This is a genomic window from Thiohalocapsa sp. ML1 (assembly GCF_001469165.1).
Classification (GTDB): domain Bacteria; phylum Pseudomonadota; class Gammaproteobacteria; order Chromatiales; family Chromatiaceae; genus Thiohalocapsa.
Window position 1 is genome coordinate 1 of sequence record NZ_JABX01000022.1, and the last position, 19,118, is coordinate 19,118.

Below are 19,118 nucleotides of genomic sequence, written 5' to 3' on the forward strand. Positions count from 1 at the left end.
GGCGTACGCCCCGCGCGTACGCCTCGATCGTCTTCGGTCGGAAGCCCTTGAGATGCAGATGCTTGTCCAGGGCGCTGTAGCGGCGCTTGAAATCGGCCTCGAAAGATGGTGACATGACGGCGCAACCTCATGATTCTCAGCGGAATGTCCCCTCGCACGGCGAGGGCGTGAGGTTGCATCTTAGTCACTGCGGGGCCGCCGCGTCGCTGTTCTCCGCGTAGCGGCTCCGTCCAACGACATTCCCGACCTGCGTATCCCATGACCAACGTCACCCCCGGTCCTCTCCACCTCCTCGCCATCATCGAGCTCGGCGGTTATCCGAACTTCGCGCCGCTCTACAAGCGCTTTGGCTTCGCTGCGGAGCTGGTGAGCTCGCAGCGGAAGGCGCAGGCGGCGCTGAAGCGGCGCATCCCGGAGGTCATCGTCGCGGAGTACAACTTCCAGTCCGACTTTCGGGACCGCACGAGCAACCTGGAGACGCTGATGGCGCGGCTCCAGAAGCATCCCGAGGTGCGCGTCATCTGCATCTACCAGCCCGAGTACGAGCACAAGCTCGATGGCCTGCGCGCCCGCTTTCCGGTGTTCGCGGCGCTGCCGCTGCCGGTGACCGAGGCGGCGATGGAGCAGGCGCTGGGGTCGGCGCTGGCGAGCACCGGCCAGGCCGACTGAGCCTGGATCCGTGCGGGATGCGCGGGGACGGGGCTCAAGCGGTCGGTCTTTCCGGCCGATTGCCCCTACGCAAGTGCCGATCTGCTGGACGATGGGTTCTGGCCCGGTTGAGGGCGCGGCGCGCCGAGGGTGCAAGGTCCTTGAATTGAGCACCTGGATTGGGGGCGGGATCGGTTGCCTCTCGGTTTGATCTCGATTTCGATTTCGATAGCGATGTCGATGAGCGCGACTCATCGGTCTGAGGCTCTGCCTGGCTAGGATGCGCGCAGCAGGACCTGGCACTGCGCCGGCGGCTTCGGGGTCGGGGGCGCCTTCGCGGACGATGAGCTTTTGGGGCTTCTGGCTTCCAGGCTGAACCACCAGGCCAGCTCGGCGCCGCAGCCGCTGCCCATGGGCACCGGGCTCTGCTGCTCGCAATGCGGGCTGTCGGCCGGGCACTTGAGGCGCACGTGCATGTGTGCGTCGTGCCCCCACCAGGGGCGCAGCTTGCGCAGCCATGGCGCGTTGTTCTCGCTCTCGCACAGCGCGCGCTTGATGCCCGGGTTGACCAGCACGCGGTCCACCTTCGGATGCTCCGCGGTGGTTCTGATCAGGAACAACTGGTCCGGGCCGAAGAGCGCGTTCAGCGCCAGCCTCTTCGGCGTCAGCATGCTCGGTGGGTCGTGCTGCTCCGGTGTCGCGCGCACGGCCTCGGCAGGCGAGTCGGCGAGGGTGAGCCAGATGTCCGCGTCGAGGCCGTTTTGGTGACTCACGTGGGATGAGTTCATGCGCCCGCCGCGCGGCTGCGCGAGGTCGCCGACCATGATGTAGCGGCCGTTGCGCGCGGCCATCGCCTCGCCTAAGTCGCGGATAAGCAGCAGCGCATCCGGATGGCCGTAGTAGCGATTGCGGTGTCGGCGAATGTTGACGAAGCCCGTGCCGCTGGCGGGCAGGGCCTCGGCACCGGCAATACACCCGTTGGATGGGCTGCCAATGGCCGTGGCGCGGCCGAGTGATGCGTGTTGGATGCGGGACCAAGGCGTGTCCGCGGCGGCGGACAATGCTGGACTCAGCACAACAAGCCAGAGGATGGCGCGGCGCAACATGGCCCCGGCCGGTGTCCCGTTTCGATCCGTTCTCGATGAGTGCATGCTCCGCTTCCCCGGGCAGACAAGCCGCCGCCGTGGTCAATGAGAGCGGGCATGTTAGCCGAAACGAGAAGCTTTGACGCCGTCCCTGGCATGCATGTGAGCGCGCCCGGGATCGGCGCCGGTCGGCTAGGCCGCCTTCATCAGGCGGCGCTTGCGGGCGCGCTTGCTGATGACGGCGCCGCGCATCATGAAGACGACGAATAGGCTGGCAACGAAGCCCGCCAGTGCCACGGCGCTGCTCACGAGCACCGGTTTGGCCTGCGGCTCGGCGATGCCCAGGAAGGTGCCGACGGAGATGAGCGTCGGGTTGTTGGCCGGCACCGCAATCAGGAAGGCGCAGAAGGCGAGGAACACCGAGAAGAACAAAAGCTTGATGTCCATCTGCACTGCCGCGAGCAGGGTGCCCAAGGCCAGCAGGTAGAGCATCAGGGCCGTGTATTGCTGGTCATTCATTAGCTCCCGGTAGCCCTGGGAGTTCAGCAGGTACAGTAGGCCGATCAGAGCGCCCCAATGGACTAGGCCGCGCAGCAGGTACCACATGCGGTTGCTGTTGCTGACATAGGCCTGGGTCCAGCCCGAGGCCAGCGACACAATGGCGACGACGGGTACGAAGATTTCCCAATACTTGTACGTCGCGGACATGTCCCGCTGGCTCAGCCAGAACAGCACCACGGTGGCGGCAAACAGGATCAGGATCGGCAACAGCGCCATCGGCAGGGGGGTGAGCCCGTAGGGGTCGCGCTTCGGGGTGGTCGTCTCGGTTGCGGCAGCGGACACGTCGAATCCTCCAGCAGGGTAGGGGAAGAAGCCGACGGCTTCCGCGGCCCCGCGCGGGGTCGTTAGCCGGCTGCAATGCAGGGTGCAAGGCAGGGGCCGTCGGCAGGACAGCCACGCTAGAGTCTAAACCATTTTTTCCATGTGTGAAGTGTGATTGACACCGACTGCCGATTTTTCATGTAAACCGAAACTGACACCCGCGGCGCGCCGACCTGGCTTGAACCTGGATTGCTTGACGGCGCCAAGTGCTTGCAGATGAGTCAAGGTTCATGGCGACAAGGCGCTTGAAGGCAAAAGGGCCGAGGGCCAAGGGCCAAGGGAGCCCTCCTTGGCCCTTGGCCCTTGGCGCAGGCTGCTGAGGTGCGGCCGATCAACTGCCGATCAGCGCCTCGTAGCGCTCGCGGAACGCGGTCTGCCGAGCCCGATCCGCCTCCGCCTCGCTCGCGAACAGTGGCGATTCCTGCCAACTGCCGCTCGCGTGGTCGTAGACCGAGTAGCGCCAGGTCTTGCCCACCTTGAACACCTTGGTCACGTCGTGGCCCGCCTGGGCCATGGCCTGCATCCTGTTGAGGCCGGTGGGCAGGCCGGCGTCGGCGGGGCTTGGCGTGCTTGCTGGGGCGGGGGCAGGGTCGGCGGGGGCCTGCTCGCGCAAACGGAAGCTGTTGTTCTGCATCTCGCCCTGCACGTCGAGCTCCACCGCCTCGACGTTCGGCAGTCGCTTCAGAATATAGGCGGCCATCAGCATGCCGACCTTGTGATTCTCCTTTTCGAGCGCGGTCAGGAGCTTGTCGGCGACAATCTGGCAGCGCTGCTCCAGGGTCGGTGCGGCGACCCATTCGCGGCTCATCTGCCAACCCTTGTCCATGTCCGCGTCCAGCTTGGCGCAGAAGGCGTCGGCGCCGGCCAGCAGGCCGTCCGGCACGTCCAGACTGTATTCCTGGTCCTCGATAATGGCCTTGAGGATCATGCTCGGTCTCCGGGCTCGGGTGGCAGCGGGGCGGGGCGGGCCGGCGGCCGAGCTGGCCGCCGCCACGGGCGATCCGCTATGTTAGCAAAGGCGTCGGCGCTCACTGTCGGCCGGCGCGTCGTTCGTCCCCAGACGCCCGCGAGGCCGCGATGCTGCTCACCATCCCGAACCTGCTCAATGCCGCCCAGCTCGCCAAGATGCACGAGATCATTGCGGATGGCGAGTTCCTCGACGGCAAGCTCAGCGCCGGCTACGCGGCGGCGCGGGTCAAGCGCAACGAAGAGCTGGGGCAGGAGCCGGAGCGCATCCAGCGCCTGATTCGCATCCTGATGGCGAGCTTGGGCCACCACGAGACCTTTCGCTTCGGCGTGCTGCCGCATCGGGTGGCGGACCCGATCTTCGCTCGCTACCGGCCCGGGATGGCCTACGGCGACCACGTGGATGATCCGATCATGGGCAGCGGCGGGCCGCGCTTTCGCTCGGACGTCTCGATGACCGTGTTTCTGAACGAGCCAGCGGACTACGACGGCGGCGAGCTCGTGATCCGCACCAGCTTCGGCGAGCAGCGCGTCAAGCTGCCCGCCGGCGATGCGGTGGTCTACCCGTCCTCCAGCCTGCATCAGGTCGCGGAGGTCACCCGCGGCGAGCGCCTGGTGGCACTGACCTGGATCCAGAGCTACGTGCGCGACCCCGCCCGGCGAGAGCTCCTGTACGAGCTGAACCTGGCCCGAGAGCACCTGCTGAGGACGGCGCCAGCCGCCGAGCACACGGCCCTGGTGGACCGCAGCTACAGCAACTTGGTGCGGATGTGGGGGGAGGTCTGATGGCGTCGGGGAGGGGCCGAGGGCCGAGGAGGAGGGCGCCGCGCGGTTGCCCTCGGCGGCGCGCTTGCCGCTCATCATCGGCACCGGCAACGCTGCAACGCCGTTGATGATGGCGGTGTCGCGGTTGCCGTGGAGCCTGAGCGTATCGGCCCTGTCCATGCCTGCGTAAGGAGGGGGGAGGTTTGACGCCGCCGGGGAAGAGCCGAGGGCCGAGGCTGGCGCGCCCCTCGGTTGCTATGCGGCAGCCAGACTGCGCACCTGCCTCTTCATCTTGTTGACGATGGCATAGACGCCGACGTGGCGGTTGGGGCTCAGGTGCTCTTCGAGCTGCAGCCCTTCAAACAGGGCGTCCACGTCCGTCGCCTCGATCTCGGCTGCGCTCTTACCGCTGAAGACCTGCACCAGCAACGCCACCACGCCCTTGATGATGGCGGTGTCGCAGTCGCCGTGGAACCTGAGCGTGTCGGTCCCGTCTATGGGCTTCGGCTCTATGGGCTTCGGCACCACGTGCACGGTGCTCATGCACTCCATGACCCGATTGCCGTCCACCTTGTCGGCCGGGTCCATCGGCGGCAGGCGCTCGCCGAGCTCCACCAGATACTCGTAGCGCTGATCCCAGTCGCCGAGCAGCTCGAAGGTGTCGATGATCTCGTCGATCTCGTCGCTGGTACTCATGATGGCGCGTTGAACCTAGTTGCCGCTTAAACGCTGAAGGACTCGCCGCAGCCGCACTGGTCCTTGATGTTCGGGTTGCGGAACTCGAAGCCCTCGTTCAGCAGGCTCGACTTCACGAAGTCCACCTCCATGCCGTCGAGGCGGGTCAGGCTCGCATCGTCCACGACGACCTTGACACCGTGGCTTTCGAAGACCTGGTCGTCTTCGTCCACGTCGTCGGCGTAGTCGACGACGTAGGCGAAGCCGGTGCACCCGCTTTTCTTGGTGCCGATGCGAAGGCCGATGCCGTGCCCGCGCTTTGCCAGCATGTTGCTTACGTGGCGGGCGGCGCTGTCGGTGAGGGTGACTGCCATGGTGCTGCTCCGAAGTGTTCGTTGTTGCGTCGATGACGGCTGTCGATGTCGGCTGTCGATGTCGGCTTTAGTAAACCTTGCGACTAAGGATTTCAAGGGCGCGGCGCAGCGCCGGCAGGCCAAGCGCTGGCGCCTCGGCCCTCGGCCCTAGGCCCTAGGCCCTCTCCTAGTGCCGCTGCTCGCTCCCCGCCGCTCCGCCGCCGAAGACCGACATGTCCATCAGCCCCCGCATCAGGTCCGCGCGGGCACCGATGCTTTCGGTTTCGAGCAGGGCCTGCTTGTCGTCCGCGCCCAGCGGCAGGTGCGCGCAGAGCAGGTTGACGAGGTCGTAATCGTCCATCTTGCCGATGTCTTCCCAGGGCACCTCGACGCTGCGCTGATCGCAGAAGGCCCGCAGCGAGCCCATGAAGCGCTCGCGGTTGCCGATGGCTTCGCCTTCTAGGTCGTAGTCGCCGGCGAAGCGGCTCCAGTCCGGGCGCACGCGGCGGTAGCCGTCGCGTGCCGGCAGCTCCTCGGCGATCTGGAAGCGGCAGAGCCCGGTCAGTACGAGCACGATGCGCCCGTCAGCGGTCTCGCTGTAGGAGGTGATGCGCCCGGCACAGCCGATGCGGTGCACGGCAGGCGTGTCGTCGGTGTCGTCGCCGCGGGGCTGCACCATACCGATCAGGTGATCCTCGGCGAGCGCCGCGCCGATCATGCGCAGGTAGCGCGGCTCGAAGATATTGAGCGGCAACTGCACCCCCGGCAGCACCACGGCGCCGCTCAGCGGGAAGATGGGCAGCTCGCGCGGCAGGTGCGCGAAGGTTTGCAGAAAGGGGCTTCTCACGCTGGATTCTCCCGGTGGCAATGGCAGGCGCGCGGGCCGGCGGCCCTGGGTCTCGGACAGCCCTGTGGTCGGGAGATTCACGGCAGGGGCCGTTCCGCGATCGCGCGCCTCTCGCACGTTACGCCGACAATGATCAACATACTGACCGCCATATTGAGTCCAGCACCGGCGTCTTACAATCGATCCGGCGCAAGTTGCGGGTTGCCTGCGGCTGCCGTGCTCGGCCGCGGGGCTCCCGCACGCCGCATCAGCCCGGCTCGTTGATCGGCACCCGCAGCTCTTCGGCGATCTGGCGCAGCAGCTCCCCCGCGGTGGCGAAGTCGAAGCCGTTGATGGCATTGCGCAGCGTGTCGACGCTGTCCGCGGCCACCAGGCCCGTGAGCCGCTCTGCGAGCGGCACGAAGGCGTTGATGGCCGCCGCGTCGAAGTCCTCCAGCAGCCAGGCCACCTGCCGCAGCCTCGCGCCCACGGCCGCCTCCGGCCCCGCACGGCTGCGCTTGGCCTCCGGCGGGGGCTGGGCCGCTCGGTCGTTGAGCCGATGACCGCGGCATCGGTCGTGGTCGTGGCGGGCAGGTGGCCGGACCGCTCCGCGAGGCGCTGATCGATCTCCGCCATGAGCCCCTCCAGCAGTCGGCCCACGCGGAGCACGTCGAGCGACGGATCATCGTCTGCCCGGCGCTTGTGTGCCAGTCGCGACGCCGCCTCGCGCAGCTCCAGCGCCCCCAGGCTCGCCGCCGGGCTCTGCAGCGCGCGCGCCAGTTGCGCGGCGCCGAAGCGGTCGCCCACCGCGTGCAGGCTGCTGTAGTCCGTCACGAAGTCGCCGTGGTCCAGCTTGAACCTGGTGAGCACGCGCCGCAGCATGCGGCCGCTGCCGCGCGGCCGCACCCGTGTCGTACCGAGGTCGATCTGTCCGGATCGCGTCGGCCGGTCGTGGTGCGCGGCGGTGACCGTCGGCTCCGGGGGCGTCGGCGCACGTCCCGGCACGCCGAGTCGTAGCTCAAAATAGAAACTGCTGCCGGTGTCCAAGTGACTGTCGAGCCTGAGCTCGCCCCCCATGACCTGCACCAGCCGGTAGCACAGCCCGAGCCCGAGCCCGGAGCCGCCGTGCCGGCGGGTCAGCGAGGTATCGCCCTGGCGGAACAGCTCGAACAGCGTGTGCTGCTTGTCGGTCGGAATGCCGATGCCGGTGTCGCGCACCTCGAAGCGGACGCACGCCTCGGCAGCCGGGGCCTCACTTACGAGCTGGCAGCTCAGCACCACCTCGCCCGCGTCCGTGAGCTTGAGCGCGTTGTCCAGCAGGTTGGCCAGCACTTGGTGTAGCCGGTCGGCATCCCCCACCAGCGCGCTTGGTACCCGCGGATCGAGCTCCGTGTGCAGGTGCAGGCCCTTGCCCGCGGCCTGCTCGGCGGCGGCGGCGACGAGCTGGGCCAGCAGATCGCCCGCGGCAAAGCCGGAGCGCACCAGGCGTAGCTCGCCGGTCTCCAGCTTCACCAGGTCCAGCAGGTTGCTGATTTGGGTCAGCAGGCCTTGGGCGGCGCGGTCCGCTCGCAGCAGGTGCTCGCGCTGCTGCGGCAGCGTCGCGAGTTTCAGCGACAGCCGCGTCATGCCGACGATGACGTGCATCGGCGTGCGGATCTCGTGGCCGATGTTCGCGAGGAAGGCGCGCTTGGCGGTGTCCGCGCACTTGGCTTCGGCCTGCGCGCGATGCAGGCGCGCCTCCAGCTCGCGGATGCGGGCGCGGTCGGTCTCCCGTTGGCGGCCGAGAGCGCTCAGGCAGGTGTCGATCTGCGCCCAGTCGCCGCCCGCGCAGGCGCCGCCCGGGGCGAGCTGCCGTGCCCGCCGAGCCAGCCGCCGCCGCGGGCGCACGACCAGCTCGAATGCCGCGTTCAGCAGGCCGGCCAACACCGTAATGGCGAGCACCTGCCCGAGCGGGGACGCCAAGAGCCCGCTTCGCGCAAGCACCGGCACGCCGAGCGCGACTGGCACTAGGGCGATTTCTGTCAAAAAACATACCGCCTGGCTTGTCTTTTCGCCCGCCTTCTGCGTCGCGGCAGCGGGTGCATAGATCGACTATGCACCCGCTGCCGCTCCTTGAAGGCGGACGAAAATCCTGCGCCATTCGGTACGTTTTTTTCCGGCAATCGCCTTTAGATCAGCAGGCGCAGCAGCGAATCGGTCATGGTCTGACTTCCAACCGCGCGAACGACAGGCTCGGCGGTCACGGGCTGCGAGCCAGCGCGGCGAGCAGCATCGAGCTCAGTCCAAACGATAGCGCCCGCCTGCCGCGGCAGACTGTGATTCGGGTTCGACAACGCCAGCTTCCGTATCCGCACCGGCGCGCCCGCCTCCCGACCGGCGGTCTCGCTGCCGCGGCCCGTGCGCCAGCGCCGGCGGGCAGCGGCGGCAGGCCGCCGCCGGCTGGCGTTCGGCTTGACTGTCCGCGCCGTCGGCACATAACATCACGGGCTCGCTATCGCATGAAGTTGCCCATGGATCTTTCCGCTATTCGGGCGCCTGTCTCCGCCGATCTCACGGCAGTCGACGAGCTCATCCTGAAACGCCTGCACTCCGACGTGGTGCTGATCAATCAGATCGGCCATTACATTGTCGGCAGTGGGGGAAAACGACTGCGCCCGCTGCTGGTGCTGCTCGCGGCCAAGGCTTGCGGGTACGCCGGCGATCGTCACCACGACATGGCCGCCATCGTCGAGTTCATCCACACGGCGACGCTGCTGCATGATGATGTTGTGGACGGCTCCGAGCTGCGCCGCAACCGCGACACGGCCAACGCCGTCTGGGGCAACGAGGCCAGCGTCCTGGTGGGCGATTTCCTGTACTCGCGCGCCTTCGAGATGATGGTGGACGTGGGCGTCATGCGGGTCATGGACGTGCTCTCGCATGCCACCAACCGCATCGCCGAGGGCGAGGTGCTGCAGTTGCTCAACACGCACGACCCGGACACCGACGAGGCGCGCTACATGGAGGTCATCGAGCGCAAGACGGCGACCCTGTTCGAGGCTGGCACCCGGCTCGGCGCCGTGCTGGCGGCGGTGCCGCAGGCGCTTGAAGATCGCATCGCAAGCTTCGGTCGGCACCTGGGCGTCGCCTTTCAACTCGTGGACGATGCGCTGGACTACGAGTCCGACAGCGCGACCATCGGCAAGCACATCGGCGACGACCTCGAAGAGGGTAAGCCGACGCTGCCGCTGATCCGCGCTATGCAGGTGGGCAACGACGCCCAGCGCGCGCTGCTGCGCAAGGCCATCGAAGAGGGCGGGCGCGAGCGCATCGACGAAGTCGTCGCGGCCATTGTCGATACCGACGCTTTGAACTACACTGTCGCGCTTGCCAGGAGGCATGCGGAGTCAGCCCAAGAGGCGCTGGAGGCGCTGCCGGACTCGGACGCCAAGCGTTCTCTGCTGGCCACGGCCGAGTTCGCCGTGGCCCGCACCTACTGATCTCGTCGGCGCACGGGGTCAGATTTCAGCACCACGGTTCCCGGCCGTCGTGCAGCCCACGGAAGGTCGAGCGGCCCTGTGCCGCGCGCCACACACCATCGGGGTGTAGCTCAGCCTGGTAGAGCACTGTCTTCGGGAGGCAGGGGTCGAAGGTTCGAATCCTTTCACCCCGACCAAACTCAGCTTCCGAAATTGGAAGCCAAGAACGGCTGAAGGCGAACGCGCCCTCAGCCGTTTTTTTTGTCCCGCGTCGTCGCCGCTTGGCGTGCCTTTGCGCCGTCGCCGCCGAGGGCCCGCCGCATCGACTTCCTTCAGCCCCAGGAGCGTCGTCGCGACTTGCGCGACTCGCGCAACAGGGCCGAGGCAGCGCTGTCGGTCCGTTGCCCGTTGGACGGGGCTGATCTATATTCCCGGTATATATTGCAATCCAACCGGAGGCCGCCGTGTCTGCTAGCGCAAAGCTCTTCATGAACGGGCGCAGCCAAGCCGTGCGCTTGCCCGCGGAGTTCCGCTTCGACGGCACCGAAGTGTTCATCGAGCGCCAAGGCGATGCCGTGATCCTGCGGCCAAAGCCGCAGGGCTGGGATGACTTCTTCGCGGCCACGCCCCGCACGCCGGACGACTTTCTGGCCGACCGGGAGCAGGAGGCACCGCAGGAGCGGGGCTGGCACGATGACGTGGATGCTTGACACCAATACCGCGAGCTTCGTCGTCCGCCGCCGCCCGCCGACGGTCAAGGCGCGCTTCGATGCCGTCGGCCACGACAACCTCGCCATCTCCGTGGTCGTGCTGGCCGAGCTGCTCTACGGCGCCGAGCTGCACCCCACGCGTGGCGCCGACATTCGCCGCGACATCGACGACTTCCGTCGCCGGCTCCGGGTCGTTCCCTGGTCCGAATCCGCCGCTGTCCACTACGCCCGCATCCGCGCCGACTTGCGCAAGGCCGGTACCCCGATCGGCAACATGGATCTGCTCATCGCCGCCCATGCCCGAGCGGAGGGCTCGATCCTGGTGACGAATAATCACAAGGAGTTTCGACGCGTTGCGGGACTCGACTTGGAAGACTGGTTGGAGCCTGTGGATGGCGATGGTTGAACCAGGAAAGAGCGGTTATTCGCCTGGGTTTGCAACGAAATGCCCGTGCTCGTCGGGATCTCGAGCATTCCGGGAACTGCGCCGCGGGTCCTGCCCGCGGCGCAGATGGCCTTACGCGACGCTGGGTTGAGCGGTGCCGGCGGGCAGTGCAGCGGGCGGCTCCTGCGGCATGGCCTGGCTCGTGCCGGTCTGAGGCTCCGTCGGGGTCGCTGCTGACTGCGCGCGGCGGTGGCCCTTCGGCACCATGGAGTAGAGCATCAGGCTCGCGATGAAGCCGGCCCCGGCCAGTGCCGAGACGACCATGGGGGCGTTGTCCCGCGGGTTGTCGATGCGCAGCAGATTGCCGACTGAGGCCAGCGCGGGGTTCTCCACCGGGGTGAAGAGCAGGTAGGCGCAGAAGGCCAGGAGGAACGCGAACAGCATTAGCTTGAGGTCCATCTGGATGGCGGCGAGCAGCGTTGCGCCGGCCAGGGTGGCGATCAGGATGACGATGTATTGTTGATCGCTCAGCAGCTCGCGGAAGCCGACCGCGTTGAATACGTAGATCAGCCCGAGCACCGTGCCCCAGTGAATGAGTTGCCGGATGAAGTACCACAGGCGGTCGCTGCCCATGGCCTGGCATTGGCCCCAGCCGGAGAACAGCGACAGCACGGCGACGACGGGGACGAAGATCTCCCAATACTTATAGGTTGCCGACGGGTCGCCGGCGCTGAGCCAGAACAGCGCCGCCACGGCACCGAAGAGGATCAGCAAGGGTACGACTGTCAGAATCACCGGGCTTTGGTCGTTGTGCGTGGTGGGGGCAGTAGGCATGGTTATTCCTCCTCTCGCGTTTTGGTGGGCCGGCACGGCTTGGGCCGGGCCGAAACATCCGGCGGGGTGACCGGCGGATGTGCGACTGTCATCGTCGCGGCATGTCGGATCATCGCCGAGCTCGACAGGATGCTGCCTGTCGCCGCCAGATTGTATGCCATGTCGGCGCCCCGCCGCGCATCCGCAGTGGGCGCGGCACGGCCGGCGCGCAACGGCGCAGGGGCGTACCGGCGCTCGCCCGTCCGGGTTACAGCAGCGCCACGGCCTTGATCTGAATCCAGACGTCCATGCCGGGCGTGAGCCCGAGCTCCTCGGCTGAGCGCCGCGTGAGGCGGGCGAGTACGGGGGAGCCCGCCACGTCCAGCTTCACCAGCGTGAGCGCCGGGTGTGAGTCTTCGCCCAGGGAGACGACTCGGGCGGGCAGGGTGTTCAGGATGCTGGTGCCCGTCTTGGGCTCGCGGGCGATGCTGATGTCGCGGGCGAGGATGCGGATGCGGGCGTGGTCGCCGACGGCGGCGCCGTTGTCGCGCACCCACAGGCTCGCGCTGCAGCAGGCTACCCGCAGCAGGTGCCAGCGCTCGTCGCGCTCGGCCACCTGGCCGTCGAGCACGACGCCGGCGTCCTCGCCCAGGCGGATCGGCAGGTCCAGGCGCGACAGGATCTCGTTCAGCGGTCCGCTCGCCTGCACCCGGCCTTCGTCCATCACCACCAGGTGGTCCGCGAGCCGCGCGACCTCGTCGGGGGCGTGGCTGACGTAGACGACGGGAATATCCAGATGATCGTGCAGGCGCTCCAGGTAGGGCAGGATCTCCTGCTTGCGGGCAAGGTCCAGCGCTGCCAGCGGCTCGTCCATGAGCAGGAGCCGCGGCCTCACGGCTAGCGCGCGCGCCATGCCGACGCGCTGGCGCTCGCCGCCGGACAGCGCCGCCGGGCGGCGCTCCAGCAGGTGGCCGATGCCGAGCAGCTCGATGGCGTGCTCCAGGCTGAATTTGTCCTCGCTGACCTCGCTGAGCTTGTTCTCGCCGGGGCGCTGGTTCTCTGCCTTGGCCAGGGTTCGCCGCTGACCGTAGCGCAGGTTGCCGAGCACGGTCAGGTGCGGGAACAGGCTCGCCTCCTGGAACACATAGCCGATGGGTCGGCGGTGCGTCGGCACCCAGGTGCGCTCGTCCTGCCAGACCTCGCCGTTGAAGCAGACCTGGCCCGTGGCCTTGCGCTCCAGGCCGGCAATGCAGCGCAGCAGCGTGGTCTTGCCGGAGCCGGAATGGCCGAACAGCGCGGTGACGCCGCGCGGGGGCAGGTGCTCGTCCACATCCAACGTAAAGCCGGGCCACTCGACCCGCAGGCGGGCGCGGATGCCGGGCTTGCTCACGGAGTCGCGCATGGTCAGGTCTTCCTCAGGTCCGGCCGCCAGGAATAGAGCGCCAGCAGCACCAGGAAGGAGAACACCAGGAGCACGGCGGCGAGGCGATGGGCGTTGCCGTATTCCAACGCCTCGACATAGTCATAGATTTGCACGGAGGCGACCCGGGTCACGCCGGGAATGTTGCCGCCGATCATGAGCACGACGCCGAACTCGCCGACGGTGTGCGCAAAGGTCAGGATGCCGGCGGTGGCAAAGCCGGGCAGCGACAGCGGCACCGCCACGGTGAAGAAGCGGTCCAGCGGCGAGGCGCGCAGCGTCGCCGCCGCCTCCAGCGGCCGCTCGCCCATCGCCTCGAAGGCGTTCTGCACCGGCTGCACCATAAATGGAAAGGAGTAGAACACTGATGCCACCACCAGCCCCCAGAAGGTAAAGGGCAGGAGTCCGATACCGAGGGATTGGGTCAACTGTCCCACAGGCCCGTTTGGCCCCATGGCCACCAAGAGATAGAAGCCCAGCACCGTCGGGGGCAGCACCAGCGGCAGCGCCACCACGGCGCCGATCGGCCCCTTCCAGCGCGAGCGCGTTCGCGCCAGCCACCACGCGATGGGTGTGCCGACGACGAACAGGATCAGCGTCGTGGTCGTGGCCAGGCGCAGGGTCAGGCCGATGGCTTGGAGGTCGGTGTCTGAAAGCATAGTGGGAAGTGGGAAGTGGGAAGTGGGAAGTGGGAAGTGGGAAGTGGGAAGTGGGAAGTGGGAAGCGCGGAGTGCGAAGTGCGAAGTGCGGAGTGCGAAGTGCGGAGTGCGGAGTGCGGAGTGCGGAGTGCGGAGTGCGGAGTGCGGAGTGCGGAGTGCGGAGTGCGGAGTGCGCACTTCGCACCACGCACTTCGCACTATCTTCTATGCACTTCGCACTTCTTTCTATTCCGTTTCATACCCAAAAGCGTGAATCACCTCCAGCGCCCGCTCGCTCTTCAGGTACTCGAGAAAGGCTGCCACCGCCGGGTTGTCCTTGCCGGGCTCCAGCATGATGGCATCCTGGCGGATCGGTGCATGCATGTCGGCGGGCACTACCCAGCCCGAGCCCTTCGTGATCTCGCCGTTCTGCATCACCTGGGACAGCGCGACGAAGCCCAGATCGGCGTTGCCGGTGTCCACAAACTGGAAGGTCTGGGCGATGTTCTCGCCCATCACCAGCTTCGGCTCCAGGGCGTCCTTGAGGCCCATGGCCTCCATGGTCTGGACGGCGGCCACGCCGTAGGGCGCGAGCTTGGGGTTGGCGATGGAGAGCTTGTTGAAGTCCCCGGACGCCAGCAGCGCCTTGCCGTCCTCGACCAAGTCGGGCTTCGCGGACCAGAGCACCAGGGTGCCGATGGCGTAGGTGAAGCGCGAATCGGCCACGCCGGCGCCCTCGTCGGCCAGTTTCTTCGGGGTCTTCTCGTCGGCGGCCAGCAAGGCCTCGAACGGCGCGCCGTTCTTGATTTGCGCATAAAACTTGCCGGTGGCGCCGAAGGATGTCACGACCGTGTGCTCCGTGTCCTCTGCAAACATCTCGGCAATGATCTTCATGGGGGCCGTGAAATTGGCGGCGACGGCGATGGTCGCCTCTTCGGCGGCGGCATTGCCGGCGGCGAGCGCGACGGCGAGGACGGCGGAGGCGGTGACGAGGTTCTTCATGATCAATGTCTCCTCACGGGAGTGGTTGCGTTGCAGTGATCCGGCCGGTGCAAGCCGATCGGAGCGAGTTGAAAGCGGGGTTGGAGTGGCGTGGACGGTCGCGTCGCGCTGTCAGCTGGGCCGCGGGATGCAGTGGGCCAGCAGCACGCTCGAGGCCTGGAACACCGCGCAGGCCTCGATGCCCTGCCGCAGGCCGAGGTGGCGCAGCCCGGCGCGGGTGATGACAGCCGCAAGGCTGAGGCCACCCGGCAGCCGCAGCGTGACATCGGCGTCGAGCGCGCCCTCGTTGATGCGGCTGACCTCGCCCCAGAGCTGGTTCGCCGCCGAGGTGCGCAGCCCCCGGCCCGTGCCCAGCATCACGGCCGCGGCCTTCACCAGCGCATGCACCTCGGCCCCCGGTTTGAGCGCCAGGGCCTCGGCACTCTCGCGGGTGAGCTGCGCGGTGACCTGCGTCGCCGCGTCCAGCCGCACCGTGGCCCGTGCACCGACCTGATCGGTGCTGAGCTGGACCAGCGTGCCGGCGAAGCGGTTGCGGGCGCTCGTGCGCAGCGACATGCGCTTGAAGAGCGCCCTGAAGGCCTGCGCGTCGCCGTCGCCCGCCTGATCCAGCTCCCCGGCGACGCGCTCGAGCGTCTGCTGGTACTCCTGCGAGACGGCCCGATACAGCGCCACGAGCCGTGCTCCCTGCGCCGTGAGCCGGGTGCCGCCGCCGTCGCGCCCGCCCACGGAGCTCGCCACCAGCGGCTCCGCGGTCAGGCTGTTCAGCGCGTCCAGCGTCTCCCGGGCCGACTTGTAGGACATGGGCACGGCCCGGGCGGCGCGCGCGATGGAGCCGTGGCGGCCGATGGCCTCCAAGAGCCGGATGCGCTTGTCGTCGAGCAGGCCGCCCAATAGGTCGAGCTCCGCGCCTCGGCGGGGTCGGCACTGCGGGCGGGGCGCTCCGTCGCGTGGGGGTGTCATGCGGGGGGTCTGTAAATCTCTGGCTATAACGCTATCGGTGCCGAGCGGCTGCAATAAGGGGGCCAACCATCGATGGCGCTGTGCTTGTACCTACCGAGCGGCCTTCTCTACCCTGTCGGGGAGTCGCGCCGGCTGCGGCCGAGGCGGCCACCGCCAACCCACGACAACGAGGCCATTCGCATGAAGATCAGCGCGCGCAATCAATTCCACGGCAAGGTCGTCTCCGTCACCCCCGGCGCTGTCAACGCCGAGGTTACGCTGGCCCTGCCCGGCGGCCAGGAGATCGTCGCCATGGTCACGATCGAAAGCGTCAAATCCTTGAATTTGCAGCCGGGAGTGGACGTCGTGGCACTCTTCAAGGCGTCCTCCGTGCTGGTCATGACCGACGGCTCGGGCGTGCGCCTCTCGGCCCGCAACAGCTTGGCCGGCACCGTCTCGGGCCTGGAGGTCGGCCCGATCCATGCCGAGGTCACCATCACCCTGCCCTCCGGGGACGAGGTCCACGCCACCGTCACCCACAAGGCCTGCGAGGCGCTCGGCCTCAAGGAAGGCGTGCCGGCCACCGCGGTCATCAAGGCGCCGCAGGTCATTCTGGGTGTTCCCGTCTGACGACGTAGTGTGCGCTGAGACATAGCGAGACTTGTCGGAGCGTCCGCTGCTTGCCCCGCGATGGTGCGACTGTGCGCGGGAGGCGGGGCGCTCGGCGCTGCGCGATGGTGGGTAGAAGCGGCGGCGACGGCGCCTGAAGCCTAAAGAGGCGACCCCTCACACCGGCCAGCTGAAGGGATCGCCGTGTCGCGCGCGTTGCCGCAAATGAGCTGTGCGCCGAGGGCCGAGGAGAGACCCTCGGCGCCGTTGCTTCCGAAGCCAGGTTGTTGCTATGAAACCGGGCGAGTCTGCGCCGGGTCAGTGTCGTCGATCCGGGCGTCGGCGGTTGTCGCGTTATCTACAGATGTAGATGACGCTACGTCGGTCTTGCGACAGGGCGGGTCCTCGGCGAGGCGGCTCGGGCATCTGTGCGGACCGCTGCCCGACGACGCCGAGCGGCCGTTCATTCAGGAGCAAGGTGCGCCTGGCGCCCGGGGCCGCGCTCCGATGCCACGCCCGGTTGCGGACCGTCGTTGTCCCGAGGACCCCGCGCGGCCATCCTGTCCCCATCGTGCTGACCCCATCGAGGCCTCTACATGCCAGTGTTTACCCCGCCCGTGCTCGCCGACCACGAGCTGTACCAATTGCTGGCCGAGGACGTCCCCTTCGGCGACCTGACCACGGAGTCCCTCGGCATCGCCGCCGAGGCCGGCGGCATCCGCTTCTATGCTCGCGACCCGATGACCGTGTGCGGCGTCGAGGAGGCGGTGCGGATGTTTCAGCTCTGCGGTGCCGAGGCCGAGCCGCTGTTGGCGTCCGGCACCGAGGCCGCGCCCGAGACCCTGCTGCTCCAAGCCACGGGCCCGGCCGGCGCGCTGCACCGCGGCTGGAAGACGGCGCAGACGCTGATGGAGTGGTGCGGCGGCATCGCCAGCAGCGCCGCCGCCATCGTCGCCGCCGCCCGGCGCGGGCACCCGGATGCGATGGTCGCCGGCACGCGCAAGAACGTCCCCGGCAACCGCAAGCTGGCGGTCAAGGCGTTCAAGGCCGGCGGCGCCGTCATGCATCGCAACGGGCTGTCCGAGACCCTATTGATCTTCGCGGAGCACCGGCAGTTTCTGGGCGGCGAGCCGGCGGCGGCAACCCTCGCGGGGCTGCGCCGCCTCTGCCCCGAGAAGCGGGTCGTCGTCGAGGTCGCGACCCCGGACGAGGCGCTGACCTGGGCCGATGCCGACGTGCTGCAGCTCGAAAAATTCACGCCCGAGCAGGTCGCCGACACCGTCGCGGCGCTCGCCGAGCGCGGCGCCGCCGCCGTCGTCGGCGCCGCCGGCGGCGTCAACGCGAAGAACGCCGAGGCCTACGCCCGCGCCGGCGCCCGGCTCCTGGTCACCACCGCGCCGCACCTGGCGCCGCCGCGGGACGTGCAGGTGCGGTTCGGAACGGGCGATCAGCTCGCGTAGCGGCCGTTCCATTCGCAGCGCCGGGCCGCTGGGTCAGTGCAGCACCGATTCCAGCGTCTCGGCGGTGAGGATGCGCTCGGACCAGTCCAGCAGGCGCTCGGCATCGGCGCTCAGCACGCGCTCGCGGATATCGGGGGGCGTCTTGATCTCGGCGCTCGCGGAAGAAGGTGTCTTGCCGGGTGGCGATGTCCTCCATGGCGTGAGCCGGGAATCGCTCGCTCCCCTGTGCCAAAATTGCCCGAGCACAGCCCACGCCAAAGCCCCATGCACGCGACACGATGCCCCCGAACAACGGCAACAGCGGCGGTCCCCTCGGACGCGCCCGCTGGGCCGACCCCGAATATATCGCCGCGCGCTACGCCTGGCGCGAGGGCGCGATCTGGCTCGGTCGCTGCCCGCACGACCCCGAGCGCGCCATCGGCTTCGATGACAATCGCCACGTCTTCCTCTGCGCCGAGACCCGCTCCGGCAAGGGCCGCGCCTTCCTGGTCAACAACCAGGTGCTCTGGCCCGGCTCGCTGATCGCCATCGACCCCAAGAGCGAGGCCGTGGTCACCGCCGCCGCCCGCCGCGGCCCCGGCAACGACTTCTGCGAGGGCCGAGTCAGGAGGTCTACATCCTCGATCCGAGCGGCATCGACCTGCCGCCGGAACTGGACCGCTTCCGCGCCCACTTCAACCCGCTGGCGGCGCTGCGCCCGGACGACCCGAGGCTGGTCGAGAAGACCAGCCGCGTCGCCGACGCCCTCTGCGAGATCAACCAGAGCGATGCCGCCGTCTGGGACAAGCGTGGCCGGGAGCTGGTCACCGCCGTCATCCGCCACGTCATCACCGCACCGCACACCGAGATCGAGGACTACGGCCTGACCCGCGACTTGCTCACCGTCCGCCGCCTAATCATGGAAGGTCACCGCCCGCTCGCCGAGCGCGTCAACAATCACCGAATCAAAGAGGCCAAGGCCGCCGGTAAAGAGCCCGTCCTCACCAACGCCACCGACCTGCTGCTGCGGCAAATGGGCGCCAACAGCGCCTGCCACGGCGAGATCGCGCTCACCGCCAACGACCTGCTCGGAGACGCCCCCAGGAGATGCCCTATTATCCTTCGGCCAAGTGCTCATGCTCGGCATAACGCTGCTCATACTCTTCGTATCCACAGTTTTGTTCGACGTCTGGTATGACGATAGAAAGCGAAAGAATTTACTGGCCGGACCCCAAAAGGAGCTGGAAATGCTGGAGGCAGCGCATGGCGCGCGTCTTGAAGAGCGATATGAAACCGCGAAAGCGGAAAGGGATAGACTGGATAGCGAAGGTTCGCGCACTCGGAAACATCTTGACAAACTGCGCGCACAGCTCAATCAAGCAGAGGCGGAGTTTGCGGCGACCTTCCACGAGCCCCCCGTAATCAGCGCAAACGCATCAGCACCTGCTAGTACAGCCAGTCTCAGAACGTCTCCGCAGTTGGCTTGTGCATCAGCCAATAGGGTA

General features: G+C 67.8%; 21 protein-coding genes and 1 tRNA gene. 10 read left to right on the plus strand and 12 right to left on the minus strand.

Features of this window, described 5'->3' with window-relative positions:
• Positions 1–258: 258 nt before the first annotated feature.
• Complete coding sequence (locus tag ML01_RS14750) at positions 259–669, plus strand: hypothetical protein (RefSeq protein ID WP_058556170.1); 411 nt, start codon at positions 259–261, stop codon at positions 667–669.
• A gap of 254 nt (positions 670–923) precedes the next feature.
• Here ML01_RS14750 and mepA read toward each other — a convergent pair whose 3' ends face one another.
• The 3 genes from mepA to ML01_RS14765 all read right to left on the minus strand — a co-directional run bounded on the left by mepA (position 924) and on the right by ML01_RS14765 (position 3,543).
• Positions 924–1,754 carry a penicillin-insensitive murein endopeptidase gene (mepA, locus tag ML01_RS14755; RefSeq protein ID WP_156427735.1) on the minus strand — a complete coding sequence of 277 codons (831 nt, stop codon included), beginning with the start codon at positions 1,752–1,754 and terminating at the stop codon, positions 924–926.
• A gap of 171 nt (positions 1,755–1,925) precedes the next feature.
• Entirely contained in the window at positions 1,926–2,576 is a 651-nt protein-coding gene (locus ML01_RS14760; RefSeq protein ID WP_254045265.1) for a hypothetical protein, read from the minus strand.
• A gap of 370 nt (positions 2,577–2,946) precedes the next feature.
• Positions 2,947–3,543, minus strand: coding sequence for a hypothetical protein (locus ML01_RS14765; protein ID WP_058556172.1), 597 nt, complete (start codon positions 3,541–3,543; stop codon positions 2,947–2,949).
• A 149-nt stretch (positions 3,544–3,692) separates the two neighbouring features.
• On the opposite strand from ML01_RS14765, the gene ML01_RS14770 reads away from it, so the two are divergent.
• A complete protein-coding gene (locus tag ML01_RS14770) occupies positions 3,693–4,367 on the plus strand; it encodes a Fe2+-dependent dioxygenase (protein WP_058556173.1) in 675 nt (224 codons plus the stop codon).
• 234 nt (positions 4,368–4,601) lie between these two features.
• Here the strand turns inward: ML01_RS14770 and ML01_RS14775 are convergent, their stop codons facing one another.
• The 3 genes from ML01_RS14775 to ML01_RS31395 all read right to left on the minus strand — a co-directional run bounded on the left by ML01_RS14775 (position 4,602) and on the right by ML01_RS31395 (position 8,207).
• Positions 4,602–5,042, minus strand: coding sequence for a SufE family protein (locus tag ML01_RS14775; RefSeq protein ID WP_058556174.1), 441 nt, complete (start codon positions 5,040–5,042; stop codon positions 4,602–4,604).
• A 26-nt stretch (positions 5,043–5,068) separates the two neighbouring features.
• Positions 5,069–5,395 carry an iron-sulfur cluster assembly accessory protein gene (locus ML01_RS14780; protein ID WP_058556175.1) on the minus strand — a complete coding sequence of 109 codons (327 nt, stop codon included), beginning with the start codon at positions 5,393–5,395 and terminating at the stop codon, positions 5,069–5,071.
• 166 nt (positions 5,396–5,561) lie between these two features.
• Positions 5,562–8,207 carry an LON peptidase substrate-binding domain-containing protein gene (locus ML01_RS31395; RefSeq protein WP_162268026.1) on the minus strand — a complete coding sequence of 882 codons (2,646 nt, stop codon included), beginning with the start codon at positions 8,205–8,207 and terminating at the stop codon, positions 5,562–5,564.
• Positions 8,208–8,710: 503 nt separating this feature from the next.
• Between ML01_RS31395 and ML01_RS14790 the strand changes: the two genes are divergently transcribed.
• The 4 genes from ML01_RS14790 (at position 8,711) to ML01_RS14805 (ending at position 10,774) form a co-directional block, all read left to right on the plus strand.
• On the plus strand, positions 8,711–9,679 hold the full coding sequence (locus ML01_RS14790) for a polyprenyl synthetase family protein (RefSeq protein ID WP_058556256.1): 969 nt from the start codon (positions 8,711–8,713) through the stop codon (positions 9,677–9,679).
• Positions 9,680–9,778: 99 nt separating this feature from the next.
• Positions 9,779–9,855, plus strand: a tRNA-Pro gene (locus ML01_RS14795).
• Positions 9,856–10,146: 291 nt separating this feature from the next.
• The gene (locus ML01_RS14800; RefSeq protein WP_058556176.1) at positions 10,147–10,368 is read left to right on the plus strand and encodes an antitoxin; all 222 of its coding nucleotides are present in this window, start codon (positions 10,147–10,149) and stop codon (positions 10,366–10,368) included.
• Positions 10,361–10,774: a PIN domain-containing protein gene (locus tag ML01_RS14805; protein WP_254045266.1), complete on the plus strand. Its 414-nt coding sequence runs from the start codon at positions 10,361–10,363 to the stop codon at positions 10,772–10,774. The genes ML01_RS14800 and ML01_RS14805 overlap by 8 nt, the downstream gene beginning before the upstream one ends.
• 111 nt (positions 10,775–10,885) lie before the next feature.
• Here the strand turns inward: ML01_RS14805 and ML01_RS14810 are convergent, their stop codons facing one another.
• The 5 genes from ML01_RS14810 to ML01_RS14830 all read right to left on the minus strand — a co-directional run bounded on the left by ML01_RS14810 (position 10,886) and on the right by ML01_RS14830 (position 15,586).
• Positions 10,886–11,587 carry a hypothetical protein gene (locus ML01_RS14810; RefSeq protein WP_058556178.1) on the minus strand — a complete coding sequence of 234 codons (702 nt, stop codon included), beginning with the start codon at positions 11,585–11,587 and terminating at the stop codon, positions 10,886–10,888.
• 247 nt (positions 11,588–11,834) lie between these two features.
• Positions 11,835–12,968 carry a molybdenum ABC transporter ATP-binding protein gene (gene modC / locus ML01_RS14815; RefSeq protein WP_058556179.1) on the minus strand — a complete coding sequence of 378 codons (1,134 nt, stop codon included), beginning with the start codon at positions 12,966–12,968 and terminating at the stop codon, positions 11,835–11,837.
• 2 nt (positions 12,969–12,970) lie between these two features.
• A complete protein-coding gene (gene modB, locus ML01_RS14820; protein WP_058556180.1) occupies positions 12,971–13,645 on the minus strand; it encodes a molybdate ABC transporter permease subunit in 675 nt (224 codons plus the stop codon).
• A gap of 225 nt (positions 13,646–13,870) precedes the next feature.
• Positions 13,871–14,626 (minus strand): molybdate ABC transporter substrate-binding protein, encoded by a 756-nt coding sequence (gene modA / locus ML01_RS14825; RefSeq protein WP_058556181.1) that lies wholly within the window; start codon positions 14,624–14,626, stop codon positions 13,871–13,873.
• A gap of 111 nt (positions 14,627–14,737) precedes the next feature.
• Positions 14,738–15,586, minus strand: coding sequence for a TOBE domain-containing protein (locus ML01_RS14830; RefSeq protein ID WP_082674309.1), 849 nt, complete (start codon positions 15,584–15,586; stop codon positions 14,738–14,740).
• Between the two features lie 180 nt (positions 15,587–15,766).
• Here ML01_RS14830 and ML01_RS14835 point away from each other — a divergent pair, with 180 nt between their 5' ends.
• A complete protein-coding gene (locus ML01_RS14835; protein WP_058556183.1) occupies positions 15,767–16,195 on the plus strand; it encodes a molybdopterin-binding protein in 429 nt (142 codons plus the stop codon).
• A gap of 575 nt (positions 16,196–16,770) precedes the next feature.
• Positions 16,771–17,634, plus strand: coding sequence for a ModD protein (gene modD / locus ML01_RS14840; RefSeq protein ID WP_058556184.1), 864 nt, complete (start codon positions 16,771–16,773; stop codon positions 17,632–17,634).
• A gap of 33 nt (positions 17,635–17,667) precedes the next feature.
• Here modD and ML01_RS28815 read toward each other — a convergent pair whose 3' ends face one another.
• Positions 17,668–17,880, minus strand: coding sequence for a hypothetical protein (locus ML01_RS28815; protein ID WP_156427736.1), 213 nt, complete (start codon positions 17,878–17,880; stop codon positions 17,668–17,670).
• 32 nt (positions 17,881–17,912) lie between these two features.
• Between ML01_RS28815 and ML01_RS31400 the strand changes: the two genes are divergently transcribed.
• Positions 17,913–18,500 carry a type IV secretory system conjugative DNA transfer family protein gene (locus ML01_RS31400; protein ID WP_156427737.1) on the plus strand — a complete coding sequence of 196 codons (588 nt, stop codon included), beginning with the start codon at positions 17,913–17,915 and terminating at the stop codon, positions 18,498–18,500.
• 8 nt (positions 18,501–18,508) lie between these two features.
• Positions 18,509–18,811 carry a hypothetical protein gene (locus ML01_RS30240; RefSeq protein WP_216819191.1) on the plus strand — a complete coding sequence of 101 codons (303 nt, stop codon included), beginning with the start codon at positions 18,509–18,511 and terminating at the stop codon, positions 18,809–18,811.
• Positions 18,812–19,118 lie beyond the last annotated feature (307 nt).

Bases quoted from the DNA above. Each gene is read 5' to 3' on its own strand.
- ML01_RS14770 (WP_058556173.1), top strand. From the start codon at position 3,693: ATGCTGCTCACCATCCCGAACCTGCTCAATGCCGCCCAGCTCGCCAAG.
- ML01_RS14805 (WP_254045266.1), top strand. From the start codon at position 10,361: ATGCTTGACACCAATACCGCGAGCTTCGTCGTCCGCCGCCGCCCGCCG.
- ML01_RS14810 (WP_058556178.1), bottom strand. From the start codon at position 11,587: ATGCCTACTGCCCCCACCACGCACAACGACCAAAGCCCGGTGATTCTG.
- ML01_RS14775 (WP_058556174.1), bottom strand. From the start codon at position 5,042: ATGAGTACCAGCGACGAGATCGACGAGATCATCGACACCTTCGAGCTG.
- ML01_RS14800 (WP_058556176.1), top strand. From the start codon at position 10,147: ATGAACGGGCGCAGCCAAGCCGTGCGCTTGCCCGCGGAGTTCCGCTTC.
- ML01_RS14765 (WP_058556172.1), bottom strand. From the start codon at position 3,543: ATGATCCTCAAGGCCATTATCGAGGACCAGGAATACAGTCTGGACGTG.
- ML01_RS14750 (WP_058556170.1), top strand. From the start codon at position 259: ATGACCAACGTCACCCCCGGTCCTCTCCACCTCCTCGCCATCATCGAG.
- ML01_RS14835 (WP_058556183.1), top strand. From the start codon at position 15,767: ATGAAGATCAGCGCGCGCAATCAATTCCACGGCAAGGTCGTCTCCGTC.
- ML01_RS31400 (WP_156427737.1), top strand. From the start codon at position 17,913: ATGCCCCCGAACAACGGCAACAGCGGCGGTCCCCTCGGACGCGCCCGC.
- modD (WP_058556184.1), top strand. From the start codon at position 16,771: ATGCCAGTGTTTACCCCGCCCGTGCTCGCCGACCACGAGCTGTACCAA.
- ML01_RS14780 (WP_058556175.1), bottom strand. From the start codon at position 5,395: ATGGCAGTCACCCTCACCGACAGCGCCGCCCGCCACGTAAGCAACATG.
- modC (WP_058556179.1), bottom strand. From the start codon at position 12,968: ATGCGCGACTCCGTGAGCAAGCCCGGCATCCGCGCCCGCCTGCGGGTC.
- ML01_RS14830 (WP_082674309.1), bottom strand. From the start codon at position 15,586: ATGACACCCCCACGCGACGGAGCGCCCCGCCCGCAGTGCCGACCCCGC.
- modA (WP_058556181.1), bottom strand. From the start codon at position 14,626: ATGAAGAACCTCGTCACCGCCTCCGCCGTCCTCGCCGTCGCGCTCGCC.
- modB (WP_058556180.1), bottom strand. From the start codon at position 13,645: ATGCTTTCAGACACCGACCTCCAAGCCATCGGCCTGACCCTGCGCCTG.
- mepA (WP_156427735.1), bottom strand. From the start codon at position 1,754: ATGTTGCGCCGCGCCATCCTCTGGCTTGTTGTGCTGAGTCCAGCATTG.
- ML01_RS14790 (WP_058556256.1), top strand. From the start codon at position 8,711: ATGGATCTTTCCGCTATTCGGGCGCCTGTCTCCGCCGATCTCACGGCA.